19 protein-coding genes are annotated in these 17,300 nt (G+C 55.7%); 5 read left to right on the plus strand and 14 right to left on the minus strand.

The features are described from left to right. The first annotated feature begins 6 nt into the window (after positions 1-6). Complete coding sequence (locus tag HX773_RS10880; protein WP_176971520.1) at positions 7-2,157, plus strand: ornithine decarboxylase; 2,151 nt, start codon at positions 7-9, stop codon at positions 2,155-2,157. Positions 2,158-2,291: 134 nt separating this feature from the next. Here HX773_RS10880 and mltC read toward each other — a convergent pair whose 3' ends face one another. Genes mltC through mutY form a run of 3 tightly spaced genes read right to left on the minus strand, consistent with a single transcriptional unit; the run spans position 2,292 to position 4,783 of the window. Then, a complete protein-coding gene (gene mltC / locus HX773_RS10885; RefSeq protein ID WP_176971521.1) occupies positions 2,292-3,371 on the minus strand; it encodes a membrane-bound lytic murein transglycosylase MltC in 1,080 nt (359 codons plus the stop codon). A 54-nt stretch (positions 3,372-3,425) separates the two neighbouring features. Continuing rightward, a complete protein-coding gene (locus tag HX773_RS10890; RefSeq protein WP_007890330.1) occupies positions 3,426-3,698 on the minus strand; it encodes an oxidative damage protection protein in 273 nt (90 codons plus the stop codon). Next, on the minus strand, positions 3,698-4,783 hold the full coding sequence (gene mutY / locus HX773_RS10895; RefSeq protein ID WP_176971522.1) for an A/G-specific adenine glycosylase: 1,086 nt from the start codon (positions 4,781-4,783) through the stop codon (positions 3,698-3,700). The genes HX773_RS10890 and mutY overlap by 1 nt, the downstream gene beginning before the upstream one ends. 154 nt (positions 4,784-4,937) lie before the next feature. Between mutY and trmB the strand changes: the two genes are divergently transcribed. The 3 genes from trmB (at position 4,938) to HX773_RS10910 (ending at position 6,878) form a co-directional block, all read left to right on the plus strand. After that, positions 4,938-5,657, plus strand: coding sequence for a tRNA (guanosine(46)-N7)-methyltransferase TrmB (trmB, locus tag HX773_RS10900; RefSeq protein WP_008107230.1), 720 nt, complete (start codon positions 4,938-4,940; stop codon positions 5,655-5,657). Further along, the gene (locus HX773_RS10905) at positions 5,657-5,983 is read left to right on the plus strand and encodes a YggL family protein (protein ID WP_008107231.1); all 327 of its coding nucleotides are present in this window, start codon (positions 5,657-5,659) and stop codon (positions 5,981-5,983) included. The genes trmB and HX773_RS10905 overlap by 1 nt, the downstream gene beginning before the upstream one ends. A 178-nt stretch (positions 5,984-6,161) precedes the next feature. Continuing rightward, positions 6,162-6,878, plus strand: a complete 717-nt coding sequence (locus tag HX773_RS10910; RefSeq protein ID WP_176971523.1) for a DUF2884 domain-containing protein — start codon at positions 6,162-6,164, stop codon at positions 6,876-6,878. A 29-nt stretch (positions 6,879-6,907) separates the two neighbouring features. On the opposite strand, the gene hemW is transcribed toward HX773_RS10910, so the two are convergent. From hemW to HX773_RS10930, 4 genes are read right to left on the minus strand one after another with little or no spacing between them, the layout of a single operon-like run. Then, entirely contained in the window at positions 6,908-8,050 is a 1,143-nt protein-coding gene (gene hemW, locus HX773_RS10915) for a radical SAM family heme chaperone HemW (RefSeq protein ID WP_176971524.1), read from the minus strand. Beyond that, on the minus strand, positions 8,043-8,636 hold the full coding sequence (locus HX773_RS10920) for an XTP/dITP diphosphatase (protein WP_176971525.1): 594 nt from the start codon (positions 8,634-8,636) through the stop codon (positions 8,043-8,045). The genes hemW and HX773_RS10920 overlap by 8 nt, the downstream gene beginning before the upstream one ends. 20 nt (positions 8,637-8,656) lie before the next feature. Next, a complete protein-coding gene (locus tag HX773_RS10925) occupies positions 8,657-9,211 on the minus strand; it encodes a YggT family protein (RefSeq protein WP_064738605.1) in 555 nt (184 codons plus the stop codon). Between the two features lie 12 nt (positions 9,212-9,223). Next, positions 9,224-9,931, minus strand: coding sequence for a YggS family pyridoxal phosphate-dependent enzyme (locus tag HX773_RS10930; protein WP_064738606.1), 708 nt, complete (start codon positions 9,929-9,931; stop codon positions 9,224-9,226). Between the two features lie 16 nt (positions 9,932-9,947). Between HX773_RS10930 and HX773_RS10935 the strand changes: the two genes are divergently transcribed. Further along, positions 9,948-10,940: a type IV pilus twitching motility protein PilT gene (locus HX773_RS10935; RefSeq protein ID WP_176971526.1), complete on the plus strand. Its 993-nt coding sequence runs from the start codon at positions 9,948-9,950 to the stop codon at positions 10,938-10,940. 50 nt (positions 10,941-10,990) lie between these two features. Here HX773_RS10935 and ruvX read toward each other — a convergent pair whose 3' ends face one another. The 7 genes from ruvX to HX773_RS10970 all read right to left on the minus strand — a co-directional run bounded on the left by ruvX (position 10,991) and on the right by HX773_RS10970 (position 16,813). Then, on the minus strand, positions 10,991-11,407 hold the full coding sequence (gene ruvX / locus HX773_RS10940) for a Holliday junction resolvase RuvX (RefSeq protein ID WP_061720236.1): 417 nt from the start codon (positions 11,405-11,407) through the stop codon (positions 10,991-10,993). Next, entirely contained in the window at positions 11,407-11,970 is a 564-nt protein-coding gene (locus tag HX773_RS10945) for a YqgE/AlgH family protein (protein WP_008107249.1), read from the minus strand. The genes ruvX and HX773_RS10945 overlap by 1 nt, the downstream gene beginning before the upstream one ends. 82 nt (positions 11,971-12,052) lie before the next feature. Continuing rightward, the gene (gene gshB / locus HX773_RS10950; protein WP_176971527.1) at positions 12,053-12,997 is read right to left on the minus strand and encodes a glutathione synthase; all 945 of its coding nucleotides are present in this window, start codon (positions 12,995-12,997) and stop codon (positions 12,053-12,055) included. 78 nt (positions 12,998-13,075) lie between these two features. Beyond that, positions 13,076-13,807: a 16S rRNA (uracil(1498)-N(3))-methyltransferase gene (gene rsmE, locus HX773_RS10955; protein ID WP_008107252.1), complete on the minus strand. Its 732-nt coding sequence runs from the start codon at positions 13,805-13,807 to the stop codon at positions 13,076-13,078. Between the two features lie 74 nt (positions 13,808-13,881). Continuing rightward, positions 13,882-14,589 (minus strand): deoxyribonuclease I, encoded by a 708-nt coding sequence (endA, locus tag HX773_RS10960; protein WP_176971528.1) that lies wholly within the window; start codon positions 14,587-14,589, stop codon positions 13,882-13,884. Positions 14,590-14,677: 88 nt separating this feature from the next. Next, positions 14,678-15,190: a SprT family zinc-dependent metalloprotease gene (locus tag HX773_RS10965; protein ID WP_176971529.1), complete on the minus strand. Its 513-nt coding sequence runs from the start codon at positions 15,188-15,190 to the stop codon at positions 14,678-14,680. A 228-nt stretch (positions 15,191-15,418) separates the two neighbouring features. Continuing rightward, on the minus strand, positions 15,419-16,813 hold the full coding sequence (locus tag HX773_RS10970; RefSeq protein ID WP_061720232.1) for a sugar porter family MFS transporter: 1,395 nt from the start codon (positions 16,811-16,813) through the stop codon (positions 15,419-15,421). Positions 16,814-17,300 lie beyond the last annotated feature (487 nt).

Here is a 17,300-nt window from a genome sequence, read left to right on the forward strand (position 1 = left end):
TGTGTTATGAACCCATTGAAAATTGCTGCCAGCGTTGCTGTAGCGCCAACCCTTAGTCTCAACACTGCGCGCGACGTGGTGACGCTGGACAATACCGACTTTACCGATGTCGCTGCGGTCGTGATCACCTTGTCGGACACGCGCAGTGGCGTGCTGACGCTGTTGCGCAAGATCGGCTTTAACCTGCCGGTGTTTGTCGCCAATGCGTTCGATGAAGAAGTGCTGAAGCTGCCGGGCGTCACCGGCGAAATCAACGGCGCGCCAGAAGAGTGGGATGCGCTGGAGGACGCCGCGCAGGCGTATGAAGCCGAGTTGCTGCCGCCATTTTTCGAAACGCTCACGCGCTATGTCGATATGCAGAACAGCACGTTTGCCTGTCCGGGGCATCAGGGCGGTGCCTTCTTCCGCAAACATCCGGCGGGACGTCAGTTCTATGAGTTCTACGGCGAGAACGTCTTCCGTTCGGATATGTGCAACGCCGACGTTAAGCTCGGCGATCTGCTGATCCACGAAGGCTCAGCCAAAGATGCGCAGAAGTTCGCGGCGAAAGTGTTCAACGCCGACAAAACCTATTTCGTACTTAACGGCACGTCCAGCGCCAATAAAGTGGTCACCAACGCGCTGCTGACGCGCGGCGATCTGGTGCTGTTTGACCGCAACAATCATAAATCCAACCATCACGGCGCACTGATTCAGGCGGGCGCGACGCCGGTGTATCTGGAAGCGGCGCGTAATCCGTTCGGCTTTATCGGCGGCATTGATGCGCACTGTTTTGACGATACTTATCTGCGTGACCAAATCGCCAAAGTGGCGCCCGATCGTGCCAACGATCAACGCCCCTTCCGCCTGGCGATTATTCAGCTCGGCACCTACGACGGCACGGTATACAACGCGCGTCAGGTAGTCGATCGTATCGGCCATCTGTGCGATTACATCCTGTTTGATTCGGCGTGGGTGGGTTACGAGCAGTTTATTCCGCTGATGGCCGGCTGTTCGCCGCTGACGCTGGAGTTGAATGAGAACGATCCGGGCATTTTTGTCACGCAGTCGGTACACAAGCAGCTGGCCGGTTTCTCGCAGACGTCGCAAATTCACAAGAAAGACAATCACATCCGTGGGCAGAAGCGTTTCTGTCCGCACAAGCGCCTCAACAATGCGTTTATGCTGCACGCCTCAACCAGCCCGTTCTATCCGCTGTTTGCTGCGCTGGATATCAACGCGCGCATGCATAAAGGCGAGGCCGGACGCAGCATGTGGCACGAGTGCGTCACCATCGGCATTGATGCGCGTAAAGCGATTCTGGAACGTTGCGAGATGATCCAGCCGTTCCTGCCGGAGAAAGTGCACGGCAAGCTGTGGCAAGCGGCGGAAACGGAAGCCATCGCCGCCGATCCGGCATACTTTAGCCTTGAACCGGGCGCGAAGTGGCACGGTTTTGAAGGCTACGCGCAGCAACAGTATCTGGTTGATCCCTGCAAGCTGCTGCTCACCACCACCGGCATTGATGCTGCCAGCGGTGAGTACACCAGCTTCGGCATTCCAGCGACCATTTTGGCCAACTATCTGCGCGAGAATGGCATCGTGCCGGAGAAGTGCGACCTCAACTCGATTCTGTTCCTGCTGACGCCAGCGGAAACGCCGGAGAAGATGGCGCATCTGGTGGCGATGCTGGTGCAGTTTGAGCAGCACGTGCGCGAGGATGCGCTGCTGGCGGAAGTGCTGCCGAGCGTTTATCGCAAGAATATTGAGCGCTACAAAGGCTACACGCTGCGCCGCTTGTGTCAGGAGATGCACGATCTCTACGTCAGTTTTGACGTTAAGGATCTGCAGAAAGCGATGTTCCGCTCAGCCTGCTTCCCGCCGGTGAAAGTGAATCCGCAGGATGCGCATCAGGCCTATATTCGTGGTGAAGTGGAGCTGGTGCCGATTGCCAAAGCCGAAGGGCGCATTGCCGCAGAAGGCGCCTTGCCGTATCCGCCGGGCGTGTTGTGCGTGGTGCCAGGCGAAGTGTGGGGCGGCGCGGTGCAGCGCTATTTTCTCGCGCTGGAAGAGGGCATTAATTTATTGCCGGGCTTCTCGCCAGAGCTGCAAGGGGTTTACACCGAGGAAGATGAGAGCGGGCGTAAGCATCTGGTGGCGAATATGATGGTGAGCTGATTGCCCTCACCCTAACCCTCTCCCGCAAGCGGGAGAGGGAATGTTTAGAGGGCGCTCATTGTTACGTACATGCTGGATCGGCCCCTTCTCCCGCGTGCGGGAGAAGGTAGGGATGAGGGACAAACCGCACCATCTTAAAACCGACGATAACTCCGCTGCGCCTGGCTCACTTTATACAGATAACGCCGTGATTCTGCCGATGGATGGTTGGTGGTCAGCGTCTGATAAACTTCCGCTGGCGACATACCGTTAATCGACGAGAACGCGCGATCCTTATCGCTGGAGAACACGCGCAGCACGCTGCCCGCACCGCCGTTGTAGGCGGTAATTACCGCATAACGCCGTGAAGTCGGATCCTGAATCCCACCCAAATAACTTCTCTGCAGCAGCGACAAATACGCGGTGCCCGCATCAATATTATTCTCAGGATCAAGCAGATAGCTGCGGCTCGGTTTGCCACCTTTGCCCTTCATGCGGAACACATCGACACCGGCGGTATGCTGCACCACCTGCATTAGTCCCAGCGCATCAGCGTGGCTCACCGCATACGGGTTGAAGCTCGATTCAATCTGCATAATCGCCAGAATCAGTGACGCATCTACGCCATATTGCTCAGCGGCTTTACGCACCATCGGCAGATATTTGTGCGCACGTTTGTCGAGGTGGTTTGGCACCATCGGAATGGTAACCGACCAGATGACGTGCAATCCGGAGGTGCGTTTCTGCAGTTTGTTTTGAATCAGGTAATCAGCAAAGCTGCCGGCGCGGCCCTGCCAGCGAATCGGCTGGCCGGTATTATCCAGCACCTGGCCGTACAGCAGCGGCTCTTTACTGATTTGAATATCGTTGGCATCGGAGTAGAGATCGACATTGCCCGGATCTTCGCCAATCAATAGCGTGGTGATGATCGCCTGACGCAGGCTGGCCATTGGATCGGTGCCGGAGATGGTCTCAATGGTGATGCTACCGCTGTCAAAGTTGATGTGACTGCGGGTGTAATAGCCGTCGCTATATTTGACGTAATCTTTCGGTCCGGCGATCAGAACTTCATTGATTCCCCAAATGTTTTCAATATTGTGGGCAAACTGCCCCATCAAAATATCGAAACCGTTGGTGTCCTTGACCCACTCTTCATGAAACTGCGATTTTTTTTGTCCGGAGCAGGAGACCAAAAGTGGTGCAATCACCAATAGCGCTATCAGTTTTTTATTCATTGTTAATGCGTGCCTGAATCGAAAAAGAGGGCCTCAAAGGGAAGCCCTGAACGGTTATTTTTCTGGCGGGGTGTAACCTTCAATGTGCACATCTTTGCCTTCGAACAGGAAATTGATCATCTCCTTCTCCAGCACTTTGCGATCTTCCGGATTCATCATGCTCAATTTCTTCTCATTGATCAGCATGGTTTGCTTGGACATCCACTGCTGCCAGGCTTCTTTGGAGATCTCATTAAAGATGCGCTTACCCAGCTCGCCAGGATAGAGCTGAAAGTCCTGACCTTCAGCGTCGCGTTGCAGATAAGTACAAAAAATGGTGCGGCTCATTACTCTTCCTCTTCGGTCACGTCTGCTCGACGCGTAAGCTGCTGGGGATGGCGCAATTCATGCAGCAAGCGCTCAACCGGCGCCGCCAAACCCACTGACGGTGGTTGCGCTAAGTTATACCAGAGACCGCCCGCTTCATCCATCAGCGACCCAGCGGAAGGCCATGCTAGCCACATAGGCACAATGTCTAAGTGGAAATGGCTGAAGGTGTGACGGAATGCGGTGAGCTGCTGCGGTTTAGCATGAATGCCGCGCTCGGTTAGCCAGTCAGTTAGCGCTTGCTCACTTGTAAACTGCGGGAAGCAGAACAGTCCGCCCCACAGGCCAACCGGCGGACGCTGCTCTAACCACACGTCATCGCCATCCTGCATCATCAACATCCAGCCGCTGCGCTCTGGCAAGGTCTGCTTGGGTTTCTTACCGGGATACTCCGCCCAGCTGTTGTTGGCATAAGCGACGCAACCGCTGTTGAGCGGGCAGATTTCGCATTTAGGGCGTGAGCGAGTACATACTAACGCGCCAAGGTCCATCATCGCCTGATTGAACTGGCTGACGCCTTCCGCTGGCGTCACTTCTTCGCTGATCTGCCACAGCCGTTTTTCGACGTCCTTTTTACCCGGCCAACCGCCCACCGCGTAGCAGCGCGCCAGCACGCGTTTTACGTTGCCATCCAGAATCGGGAAGTGCAGCCCGAGCGACAGCGATAACACCGCGCCCGCGGTAGAACGGCCAATGCCCGGCAGCGCCGCGACATCGTCGAAGTTACGCGGGAACTCGCCGCCGTGTATCTCCACCACCTGTTTCGCGGCTTTGTGCAGGTTACGCGCACGCGCGTAATAGCCGAGTCCGGTCCACAGATGCAGCACTTCATCCAGCGGCGCAGCCGCCAGATCGGCCACCGTCGGGAAGCGCGCCATAAAGCGTTCAAAATAGGGAATGACGGTAGCAACCTGGGTTTGCTGCAGCATCACTTCAGAGAGCCATACCTTGTACGGCGTTTTCTCCTGCTGCCACGGCAGGGTTTTGCGACCAAAGCGCTGATACCAATCCAGCACTTGTTGCGCGAACGTCGGCGCTTGCATCATAAGAAGGAAATTTTCCGTGTTTACTCTACAATCAGGCAGGAATTCCAGCACAGAGACCTCAGGGTGTAAACCGGAACATTGCAAAGGCTTGCTTCTGCTTCCTAACTTTGCATAATGCCCGTTTCCCAGAACAGGCTAACCAGCAGGCTTCAACATGATTAATGACGTCATCACCCCAGAATTTGATGAGAACGGGCGGCCATTACGCCGTATCCGCAGTTTTGTGCGCCGTCAGGGGCGCTTAACGAAAGGACAGCAGCTCGCGCTCGATAATTTATGGCCGGAGATGGGCGTGGAGTTCCAGCAGGAGCCGCTGGATCTGGTGACGCTGTTTGGCCGCGACGCGCCGGTGGTGCTGGAGATTGGTTTCGGTATGGGCGCCTCACTGGTGACCATGGCGCAGAACAATCCGCATCAGAACTTCCTCGGTCTGGAAGTACACGCGCCTGGCGTGGGTGCTTGTCTGGCATCGGCGAAGGAAGCGGGCGTGGAGAACCTGCGCGTGATGTGTCACGACGCAGTAGAAGTGCTGCAGAAGATGATTCCGGATAACTCGCTGCGCATGGTGCAGCTGTTCTTCCCGGATCCGTGGCACAAAGCGCGCCATAACAAACGTCGCATCGTACAGGTGCCGTTTGCTGAGCTGGTGATGCGCAAATTGAAGCTGGGCGGCGTGTTCCATATGGCGACCGATTGGGAAGCCTACGCCGAACACATGTTAGAAGTGATGAGCAGCATCGACGGATATAAAAATCAGTCGGAAAGTAACAATTACGTGCCGCGTCCGGAAACGCGTCCGTTAACCAAGTTTGAGCAGCGCGGGCAGCGACTGGGCCATGGCGTATGGGATCTGATGTTTGAGAGGGTGAAATAATGGCCGTACAGCGTAGCCGTCGTTTGCGTAAAAAACTGCATATTGATGAGTTTCAGGAATTAGGCTTCTCCGTCGCCTGGCGTTTCGCCGAAGGCACCACCGAGGAGCAAATCGACGCCACTGTTGATCAGTTCATTAATGAAGTGATCGCGCCGAATGGTCTGGCGTATGACGGCAGCGGTTATCTGGTGTGGGAAGGTCTGGTGTGTCTGCAGGAAACCGGCAAATGCACCGATGAGCACCGCGAGCTGGTACGCAAGTGGCTGGAAGCTCATAACCTGACAGATGTGCAGGTAACTGAACTCTTCGACGTTTGGTGGGACTAAGGTTTAGTGGTTGATGCGGGAAGGTGGCCATAAATGGCCACCCTACGGATTCCGTTGCGGGACCGCCATAAATGGCCACCCTACGAATTCCGTTGCGGGATCGCCATTTATGGCCACCCAACCAAATCCGTTGTAGGGTCGCCATTTATGGCGACCTTTTTATTGCTCAGGAGATTTCATGGTTCGTAAGGCACTTATCGCCGCGCTGCTGCTGGCGGCAACTCAGGCTCAGGCTGCATACGAGTGCAGCGTCAAGCCACAGGATGATGTGATCATTAAACCGCAGAGCGTGCAGGTGGTGGGAACCAACGGCAACCTCGAAATCACTCCGCAGGGCGATGTGCAGTTTAATGGCCAGAAGGTCAGCGTTGATAATGCCGCGCGCCAGAAAGCCATTGACTACCAAACCGCGCTGCGTCGCGATTTGCCGTGGATCGATAGCGGCGCAACCTCGCGTCTGGAACGCAGCCGCGTGGCGCTGGACAAAGTGATTGTCGAAAAGCTCGGCGAGAACAGCAACGTGCGTAATCGTCTCACCAAGCTGGATGGTCAGCTCAAGCAGCAAATGAACCGCATTATCGAGCATCGTCCCGACGGCTTGACCTTCCATCATCAGGCTATCGATCAGGTGCGCGCGGAAGGCGAGAAGCTGGTACAGAGCACGCTCGGCGGCATCATGCAGGATAGCCTCAACGAAATGGGCAGCAGCCAGGCAGCAAGCGGCAGTAATCCACTGCAGGCGATTATGGGCAACCTTGGCGGCTTACAGCAGTCGGTACAGGCGGAATGGAACAAGCAGGAGCAGGATTTCCAGAACTTCGGCCACGAAGTGTGTAACCGCGTAACCGTGCTGGAAGAGCAGCGCAAAGGTTTGATGCAGGGCGTTAAAGGTTAAAAACAAAAAGGCCGGTTTCCCGGCCTTTTTTACTCATCTTCGCTTAAGAACAGCTCCAGCAGCGAATTCAGGAACAGCTTCCCTTTCTCAGTAATCTGCCAATTCTCCGTGGTTTCCACCACATATCCCGCACTTATCGCCGCATCAATTTGCGGGCGAATCACCTGCTCATCCATGCCGGTATAGCGGCGGAAATCGGCGCGCGGTGCGGCTTCCAGCAGACGGAAACGGTTCATAAAGAACTCGAACGGTTTGTCGTTTTCGGCCACGTCGTGCTGCTTATCGAGGTAATTGCCTTTCATAAAGCCGCGCGGATGACGGGTTTTCACCGTACGCACGATGCGACCATCGGCTTGCGTCAGCTTGCCGTGTGCGCCACAGCCAATGCCGAGGTAATCACCAAAGCGCCAATAGTTGAGATTGTGCTCGCAGCGATAACCCGGTTTGGCATACGCCGAGGTTTCATATTGCTGATAGCCCGCAGCGCTCAGCAGTTGATGACCTTGCTCAAAGATATCCCACAGCGCATCGTCATCCGGCAGTTTTGGCGGGCGTGAACCGAATAAGGTATTCGGCTCAATCGTCAGCTGATACCACGACAGATGCGGCGGATTGAGCGCAATCGCCTGGCGTAAATCATCCAGCGCTTCTTCCAGCGACTGATCCGGCAAGCCGTGCATCAGGTCGAGGTTAAAGCTGCGCAGGCCTAATCCTTCCGCCAGCTGTGCCGCGCGCACGGCTTCTTCCGGTCCGTGAATGCGACCTAAACGCTCCAGCTTCTGCGGACTGAAACTCTGCACGCCAATCGAAATACGGTTAATACCGGCTTTCTGGTAGGCGCTAAAGCGATCGGCTTCCACGGTGCCCGGATTGGCTTCCATGGTGATTTCTGCATCGGCCGCCAGCGGCAACCGCGCACGCACGCCGTCCATTAGCATCTGCATCGCATTGCTGCTTAACAGGCTTGGCGTGCCGCCGCCGATGAAAATAGTGCGCACTTCACGCCCGCTGGTCAGCGGCAAATCCTGTTCGAGATCGTTGAGCAGGTGCTGCACATACTCAATGTGCGGCACCTCGCCTTTTAACGCGTGAGAGTTGAAATCACAGTACGGACACTTCTGCACACACCACGGAATGTGGATGTACAGGCTTAAGGGAGGTAACTCAGGCATTGCGCATCGCTTCCAGCAGCAGCGTCAATGCTTTACCACGGTGAGAGACGGCGCGCTTTTCGTCTTTACTCAGCTCTGCCGCCGTTTTACCTAATTCAGGCACATAGAAGATGGGATCGTAACCGAAACCGCCTGCGCCCGCTGCTGCGCGGGTGATTTCCCCAGCCCAGCTACCGTGGAACACCAGCGGCGTTGGATCGGCAGCGTGGCGCACGTAAACCAGCACGCAGTGGAACTGCGCCTGACGTTCGCCATCCGGCACGTTTTCCAATGCTACCAGCAGCTTATCCAGATTTTGCTGGTCGCTGGCATCAACGCCCGCATAGCGCGCGGAGTAGATCCCCGGCGCGCCGCCCAGCGCATCGACTGCCAGGCCGGAATCATCGGCAATCGCCGGTAAACCGGTAATCTCAGCCGCATGACGCGCTTTCAGGATGGCGTTTTCGATGAAGGTCAGGCCGGTTTCTTCCGCCGACTCAACGCCGAGTTCGGTTTGCGCCACGATATCAAGTCCGAAGGCCGCTAACAGATCGGCCAGTTCACGAACTTTGCCGGGATTTCCGGTCGCGAGTACAACTTTTTGCATAACAGTTCCAGATAGACGAATTACAGCAAATACCAGAGACCTGGGAACAGGTCCATGCCGAGGAAATTCAGCGCGTACAGCACCAGAATCACAATCATGGCAGAAAAATCGATACCGCCCATCGCCGGCAGAATACGGCGAATTGGCGACATCAGCGGTTCAGTCAGCTGCAGCAAGACCTGATCTACCGGGCCGCGACCCTGGCTGATCCAGCTCATCAGCGAACGAATGATGATCACCCAGAACACCAGATAACCGGCGGATTTCACCAGCGACAGCAGGCCGACCAGCAGGTTGGTGGGATCAACCGAGAACACGCCGACCTGAATCAGCAGCAGGATCGGATATTTCAGCGTGGTCAGCACAAAGGCCAGCAGCAGCGAGGCGGTATCAATCGGGCCAATCGCCGGGATCACGCGGCGCAGCGGTTTGATAATCGGTTGGGTGATCTTCACGACAAACTGCGCCAGCGGGTTGTAGAAGTCACAGCGCGACCACTGCATCCAGATGCGCAGCAGCAGCACCATCACGTACAAATCGATCAGCGTTTTGACTAAAAACGTCAGTGTTAACATGAGGTTCCTCAATTATTGTTGTGAAGGTCGCGCATAATCCCGCGCGCCAAAAACGGCGGTGCCAATACGCACCATGGTGCTGCCCGCGGCGATTGCCGCGTCCATATCGTCGCTCATTCCCAGAGAAAGCGTATCGACGTCAGGATAGTCCTGTTTTAAGGCTTGAAACGCGGCGGCCATCTGCTGACACACCGCCAGTTGCCGCGCGTATTCTGACTCTGGCGCCGGAATCGCCATCAGCCCACGCAGGCGCAGCTGTGGCAGTGCGGCGATCTGCTGCGCCAGCTCCGGCAACGCCTCCAGCATGATGCCAGATTTGCTGTTCTCGTCACTGATATTTACCTGAATTAACACGTTGAGCGGCGGCAACGACGCCGGGCGCTGATCGTTCAGACGCTGCGCGATGCGCTGGCGGTCAACGGTGTGGCACCAGGCGAAGTTTTCCGCCACCAGACGGCTTTTATTGGATTGCAGCGGGCCGATAAAGTGCCATTGCAAATCAGGATGTGCGGCCAGCTCAGCCACTTTTTCAACCCCTTCCTGCACGTAATTTTCACCGAACGCTTGTTGTCCAGCGGCAATGGCTTCTGCGACCGCGCTCGCAGGTTTGGTTTTGCTCACTGCAAGCAGCGTAATTTCTTCTGGCGCGCGGCCGCAACGTGCGGCGGCAGCGGCGATACGCTCACGCACTTGCTGTAAGTTGTGCTCAATGGAAGTCATAGTCAGGAGAAGTTAAATGGAGTTGGATGAAATAGTGGCCCTTAGTGTAAAGCATAACGCCGCCGATCTGCACCTTTGCAGCGGACATTTGCCGCACTGGCGGCGACAAGGCGTGCTGGAGCCGATTCCGCAGCAGAGCGCGCTGGATGGCGGCTGGCTGGAAGCCTTTATGCAGCAGTGGCTCACGGCGTCGCAACAGGCCGAGCTGGAGGAGAACGGTCACGCTGACTTCGCCATCACCCTTGCCAGCGGCATACGGCTGCGCGCCAACCTGTTTATGCAGCGTCACGGTTTATCGCTGGCGCTGCGGCTGATTGCCAGCCAGGCGCCCGATCTCAGCAGCCTGCATTTGCCCGAGGTGGTGAGCCAGCTGTTACAGCTGGAAGAAGGGCTGATTTTAATTACCGGTGCCACCGGCAGCGGCAAATCCACCACGCTGGCGGCGATGGTGGATTGCCTGAACCGTCAGCAGGCGCGGCACATTCTGACGCTGGAAGATCCGATTGAGTTTGTGCATCGCAGCCAGCGATCGCTGATTCAGCAGCGCGAAGTGGGTGCGCACTGCGCCTCGTTTCAACACGGGCTGAAAGCCGCGCTGCGTGAAGATCCCGATGTGATTCTGCTCGGCGAACTGCGCGACAGCGAAACCATCCGCTTAGCGCTCACTGCAGCAGAAACCGGGCATCTGGTGCTGGCTACGCTCCATACGCGCGGCGCAACTCAGGCGGTCGATCGGCTGGTGGATGTGTTTCCCGCCGAGGAGAAAAACCTGGTACGCACCCAATTAGCGGGCAGCCTGAAAGCGGTGCTGGCGCAACGTTTAGTGCCAGCAAAAGCGGGCGGGCGTATTGGTTTGTTTGAAGTGTTGGTGGCGACGCCAGCGGTGGCGAACCTGATCCGCGAAGGCAAGATGCATCAGTTGCCTGGCGTGTTGCAAACCGGCGCGCAGGCGGGCATGCAAACCTTTGCCCAGAGCGAGCAGTCGCGGCAGTTAGCGGGGATGATTTAACGTGTTGTTATATCGGTCGCCATGAATGGCGACCCTACAAAATGAGCGTTTTAATGCGTATCAAACCAATCTTCGAGGATAATCACCGCGGATTGTGAATCGACCTGGCCTTTCTGCAACGCGCGAAAGCCGCCGCGTTCAAACAGATCGGCACGCGCCTCAACGGTGCTCAGGCGCTCGTCCTGCAGCTCGACGCGTACGCCAAAACGACCATGCAGGCGATTGGCGAACTTACGCGCGCGCGCGGTGAGTTCCTGTTCGGTGCCATCCATATTCAGCGGCAAACCCACCACCACATAATCGGGCTGCCACTCTTTCAGCAGCTTTTCGATCAGCTTCCAGTCCGGCGTGCCATCCTGCGCTTTTAGCGCCGTCAACGCGCGCGCGGTGCCCGTTAATTGCTGACCGACAGCAACGCCGATGCTTTTGGTGCCGAAATCGAAGCCCAGTAAGGTTTCACTGGCCATCAGGCGTGCCCTGCATCGGTGGCAATGTTGTGAATATCGACGCCCAAGCCGCGCGCCGCTTCACGCCAGCGCTCAGCGATGGGCGTCTGGAACAGAATATTGGTGTTAGCCGGCGAGGTGAGCCAGGCATTCTCCAGCAACTCATCTTCCAGCTGACCTTTCTCCCAGGCGCAATAACCCAGCGCGACCAGTACGTTATCGGGCTGTGAAGTGGTGCCGATCGCTTCCAGCACATCACGCGAAGTGGTAATCACCGTGGTGTCTGAAATACGAATGCTCGAGGAGTAAATGCGCTGCGCCGAGTGCAGGATGAAGCCACGATCTTCCGCCAGCGGACCGCCGGCAAACACCGGCTTGTCCAGTTTGATGGCAGGATCGCGTTCGGATGCGCTAATTTTAAGCTTTTTAAGAATGCCTTCGACCGTCAGGTTGTCCATTGGCTTATTGACGATCAAACCCATGGCGCCATCTTCATTGTGCTCGCAGATATAAACTACAGAGCGTTTGAACAGTGGGTCCTGCAGCGACGGCATCGCAATTAAAAAATGATGCTGTAAATTCATTATCACTCGTATACCAAAAATAACCGGCGCAGCCGCGGCAACGCCGGTTTTGGGTGTTCACGGAGTGGAGACTCCGACGGCATCAGCCCAGGCGTTTCTCAATGGCATCCATCAGCATGCCAGTGATCGATATCGGGAACGCGGCCTCGATTTCACGTACGCAGGTTGGGCTGGTCACGTTAACTTCAGTCAGTTTATCACCGATGATATCCAGGCCGACAAAAATCAGCCCTTTGGCTTTTAGCGTTGGACCAACGCGACGCGCAATTTCCCAGTCGCTGTCGCTCAGCGGACGCGCTTCACCACGGCCACCGGCCGCCAGATTGCCGCGCGTTTCGCCGCCTTGCGGAATACGCGCCAGGCAGTAAGGCACAGGTTCGCCATCCACCACTAACACGCGTTTGTCGCCGTCCTTGATCGCCGGCAGATAGTTCTGCGCCATGCAGAAGTTCTGGCCGTGATTGGTCAGGGTTTCAGTGATCACGCCGAAGTTGGGATCATCCTGCTTCACGCGGAAGATCGATGCGCCGCCCATGCCGTCCAGCGGCTTAAGGATCACGTCGCCATGCTCCTGCCAGAAGGCGCGCAGCTGCTCTTTATTACGCGTGACCAACGTATCGGGCGTCAGGTCGGCGAACCATGCGGTATACAGCTTTTCGTTGCAGTCGCGCAGGCTCTGCGGTTTGTTAACGATCAGCGTGCCTTGCTCTTCTGCGCGTTCCAGCAGGTAAGTGGCATAGATAAATTCGGTATCGAATGGCGGATCTTTACGCATCAGCACCACGTTAAGATCGGCCAGCGGGATATTCTGCTCGCTGCCAAACGTGTACCAGTTGTCGTAGTTCTGCTCAATGCTCAGCAGACGGGTGCGCGCATAGCTCACGCCACCGCGCAGGGAGAGATCGCTCATCTCCATGTAATGAATTTCGTAACCACGGCGCTGTGCTTCCAGCAACATGGCGAAGCTGGTGTCTTTTTTAATGTTGATGGACGAAATGGGGTCCATAACGATGCCAAGCTTAATCATTATTCTCTCCTGTACGGGGGAATCTGCCGCCCCGAAAGCAATGGTGCTGTGTGTTGAGCTGCAACCCGCAAGTATCGCTTAACCGAGGTCACCAAACCTCACCTGAAGTGCCGTAATGGCGGTGAGTGCGGTGGTTTCGGTGCGCAACACGCGTGGTCCAAGCAGAATATCGGTAAAACCCTGCTGCGCGGTCATGGCAATTTCATCGGCGGTTAAGCCACCTTCCGGCCCAATCAGTAAGCGCAGGCGCTCTACCGGCTGCGGCAGCGTGTTGATGCTGTGGCTGGCGCGCGGATGCAAATTGAGTTTCAAACCGTCTTCGGCTTCCGCGCACCAGGCTTGCAATGTCATCGGCTCGCGAATTTCCGGCACACGATTACGGCCGCACTGTTCACAGGCGGCAATCGCGATTTTCTGCCATTGCTGAATTTTTTTCGCCAGTCGCTCGGCATCCAGCTTTACGCCGCAGCGTTCAGAAAACAAGGGCGTAATCACATTCACGCCAAGTTCGATCGATTTCTGGATAGTGAATTCCATTTTTTCACCGCGCGACATCACCTGACCGAGGTGTAAATGCAGCGGGGATTCACGGTCATCAGCCTGACTGGCAAGGACCCTTACTTTTACACGCTTTTTATCAGCCTGGGTGATTTCGGCGCTAAAAGTCAGATTACTGCCATCAAACAGCTCAATTTGCTGGCCGGCCGTCATGCGCAGCACGCGTCCGACATGGTTAGCGGCATCTTCATCGAGGAAGACTTCACTGTTAACTTCGAGAGATTCGGGATGATAAATGCGAGGTATACGCATGCGGTTCCTGCCAGCGTTATGCCGTGTCAGCGGACACGGCGCAATCGAAAAAAAGCTAGTGTAGGGTAGCGCTTTTAGCGCTGGCAAGCCTGCTGTACGTAGGAATTATGATTTCCCTGCACTTTGGCGATGCGATTGTCACGCTCACACTCCCAGCTCGTCACCGGATATTGCTTATCCCACGCGGTAAACAGCTGGGTTTGCTGGCGCGACAGGCGCAGATGATATTGGTCGCGCATATAGAAGTAAGTGCGGGCAATGGCGCCACGCGCACGCTCCGGCGGCTGGGCCAGCTTCTGCTTAAAATCGACTTTCATGCTGCATTGACCGTACTGCTGTTCGCCGCCGTTCCATTGGCTGTACTGGAAATTATTGCGGTCGCCGTTCACTTCGCCAATCGCTGGCTGCAGGTTATGCAGATCGCTTTCGATGCGGCGGTAATCGGCATCTTTGCTGCAGCTCTTGCGGCCGCCGTTTTGCCAGCACTGGCGCTGATGGCCGAACTCCCACGCGGGCATCACATGTTCCCACTCAATACGTTCGGCGCGATTGGCGTTCTTACGCACGCTGTAGCCGCAGCTGCTTAGATCCGGTACGCCTTTTTTGCCGTGCCAGCTAATTTTGCAGCCGCAGTAGAAGTCCGCGGGCGCATCAGCGTTGATCTGCGCGGCATAGGCTTTGGCCTGACTAAAATTGTTTTGATGATAGTTAGTGAAACTGAGGCTGTAAGCGCTAAGCGGGGCAACTAATAAGGTAAGTAACAACAGCGTTTTGCGAGACATATTCCAAAAATTAACCTGGTCCTGAAAAAGGGCGGCAGGGTAACAGAATGAGGACGCACGGGATATGAGATTGGGCTATGTTGCTGAACTAGTTTGCTAAAAACTCACCGGGTTGCAGCAGGGATTTGCAGTGCACACAGCGATATTCGCTTTCTCCGCGCAGCACGCGGTTATGGCGCCGCACGGTGAGCTGATGCTGCTGACAGCGGCAGCGATAAGGGAAGGTGTTATTGCGCACCGAATCGATTTCAAACTGGTGGGTGCGACGCGCAGGCACGCCGAGCACGCTTTCCATCATCCATTTCCACTCTTTGCCGTGCGGCGGCACGCGGCCAAAGGTTTTCCACACCAGCAGATGCGCCAGTTCGTGCGGCACCACTTCATCAACGAATGCCTGCTGATTCTCCAGCAGCAGCACCGGATTGATGCGGATTTCCCACTTCTCCAGCCATGCGGTGCCCGCAGCGGTGCCGCGCTGCTGATAAACCAGCGAGGGCTCATCAAAGCGGCGTTCCAGCTTCTCGTTGGCCAGCTGTAAATAGTGGCGCAGCGAGCGCATAACGGCTTGTTGTAAGGCGATGGGAAGGCGCTGTGTTTTCATGTGGGGCAGCATAAAAGGTTGCAGGGAATGAAGCAACTGAGTGTGAAGCGGTCGCCCTAATTACCGAGAGCACACATTGTAGCGGCGCAATTCATTGCGCGATAAATCGCGCCGCTACGGAAGGTGCGGTGATTTTATACGGCGCTTAACTGATCGGCATTACGCCATTAGTGGCGAACCTACAAAAAAGGGCTGCCAATTGGCAGCCCTTGCATTCGCTCATCGGGATTACTTCTGACCGATATCGCGCAGTTTTTTGCCAGACATCAGGTTGCGCTCGATGTGCTCCAGCGAGACGTTTTTGGTCTCTGGAATCAGCGCCAGCGTCAGCAGAATGAAGAACACGTTCAGACCGGCGTAAACCCAGAAGGTTGGCGCGTTGCCCAGCGTGTTCAGCATGGTCAGGAAGGTAGCACCGACGATCATGTTGGCAATCCAGTTGGTCGCAGTGGAAACCGTGATACCGAAGTCGCGGCCTTTCAGCGGCTGAATCTCGGAACACAGTACCCAAATCAGCGGACCGGCAGACATCGCAAAACCAATGATGAACATCAGCAGCATCGCCACCGCAAAGTATTGCGCTTCTGGCGAGTGAATGCCGATGTGCAGCATGGTACCGAGAATGCCCATACCAATCGCCATTACCATGAAGCCCAGCACCAGCGTGGGTTTACGGCCCCAGCGATCCACCAGACCGATAGCAATAAAGGTTGCCAGCACGTTCACCAGACCGACAATCACCGTGCCCCACATTTGCTGCGTGGTATTGGCAAAGCCAGCGATTTCGAAGATTTTCGGTGCGTAGTACATGATGACGTTCATACCGGTGAACTGCTGCATCACCTGCAACAGTACGCCAAGGAACACCGCGCGGCGGAAGTTGCTGTTGCTCTGGAACAGCTGCCAGCCTGACTGTTTGATCTTCAGGCTTTCACGGATTTCATCCAGCTCGCGTTTTGCTTGTTCGCTGGTATCACGCAGACGCGATAACACCCGCTCAGCACTGCGGAAATCACCTTTAGCCGCCAGCCAGCGTGGGCTGTTGGGCAGGAAGAACACGCCAATCAGCAGCAGCACCGCAGGAATGGTGATGATGCCCAGCATCCAGCGCCATGCGCCAGCGTCGCTGAACGCGGTATCGGAGAGATACGCCGCCAGAATACCGATGGTGATCATCAGCTGATACAGTGAAATCATGCTGCCGCGAATCTTCTCTGGTGCGATTTCAGAGAGATACAGCGGCGCGGTGTAAGAGGCAACACCCACGGCCAGGCCAAGCACCACACGCGCGGCGATCAGCATTTCCGGGCTGGTTGCGCCCGCAGACCACAGCGAACCGATAACGAACAGAATCGCACCGGCCATCAGGCTCTTTTTACGACCCAGACGCGATGACATCCAGCCGCTACCGACCGCACCGACTGCCGCACCAAACATCATTGAGCTGACAATCCACTCTTGCTGGTGTGCAGTGACGTTAAAGTCTTTCGCGATGAAAGGCAGAGCACCGGCGATAACACCGATATCCAGACCAAACAGCAAGCCGGCCAGCGCCGCTAAAAAGCAGACAAACAAGGTCATGACCTTATTTGAAGTTCTGCTCTTATGATTATTACCAGGCATGAAGCCTCCAAAGTTTATCCATCGTTGTTGTTATCAATGTTATGAAACCTGTCGGCGGAAAAAAGTGAGTAAGATCACACTGGTGTAATCGGTTACACACGCTGAAACCCTGCAATCCAGCATTTTCCGCCCGAAATAGTTACGTAACCAGTAAGGTATAGCACCCTTTAAGTTTCTGACATCGCACTAAATACCGGCTATCAGACGACGCTGAAAATAACGCATTTTCAGAGTAATAACTACGCTGAAAAATCTCTAAATTGCCGATTGATAAAGGATTTCAAAATGTAATCGTTATCACTAAGTTGTAAGCGAGGTGCAAGAAGTGTAGACGGCGGGGAAAAAGTGACAAATCGGTGTTTGGAGTTGCTGGAGTTGCTGGAGTTGCTGGAGTTGCTGGAGTTGCTGGAGTTGCTGGAGTTGCTGGAGTTGCTGGAGTGGTTGGGGACCAGGTCGTCATCAATGACGACCCTACGGGCTGAGGGAT

Origin of the sequence: Pantoea sp. B9002 (assembly GCF_013385945.1) — a bacterium.
GTDB lineage: Bacteria > Pseudomonadota > Gammaproteobacteria > Enterobacterales > Enterobacteriaceae > Pantoea.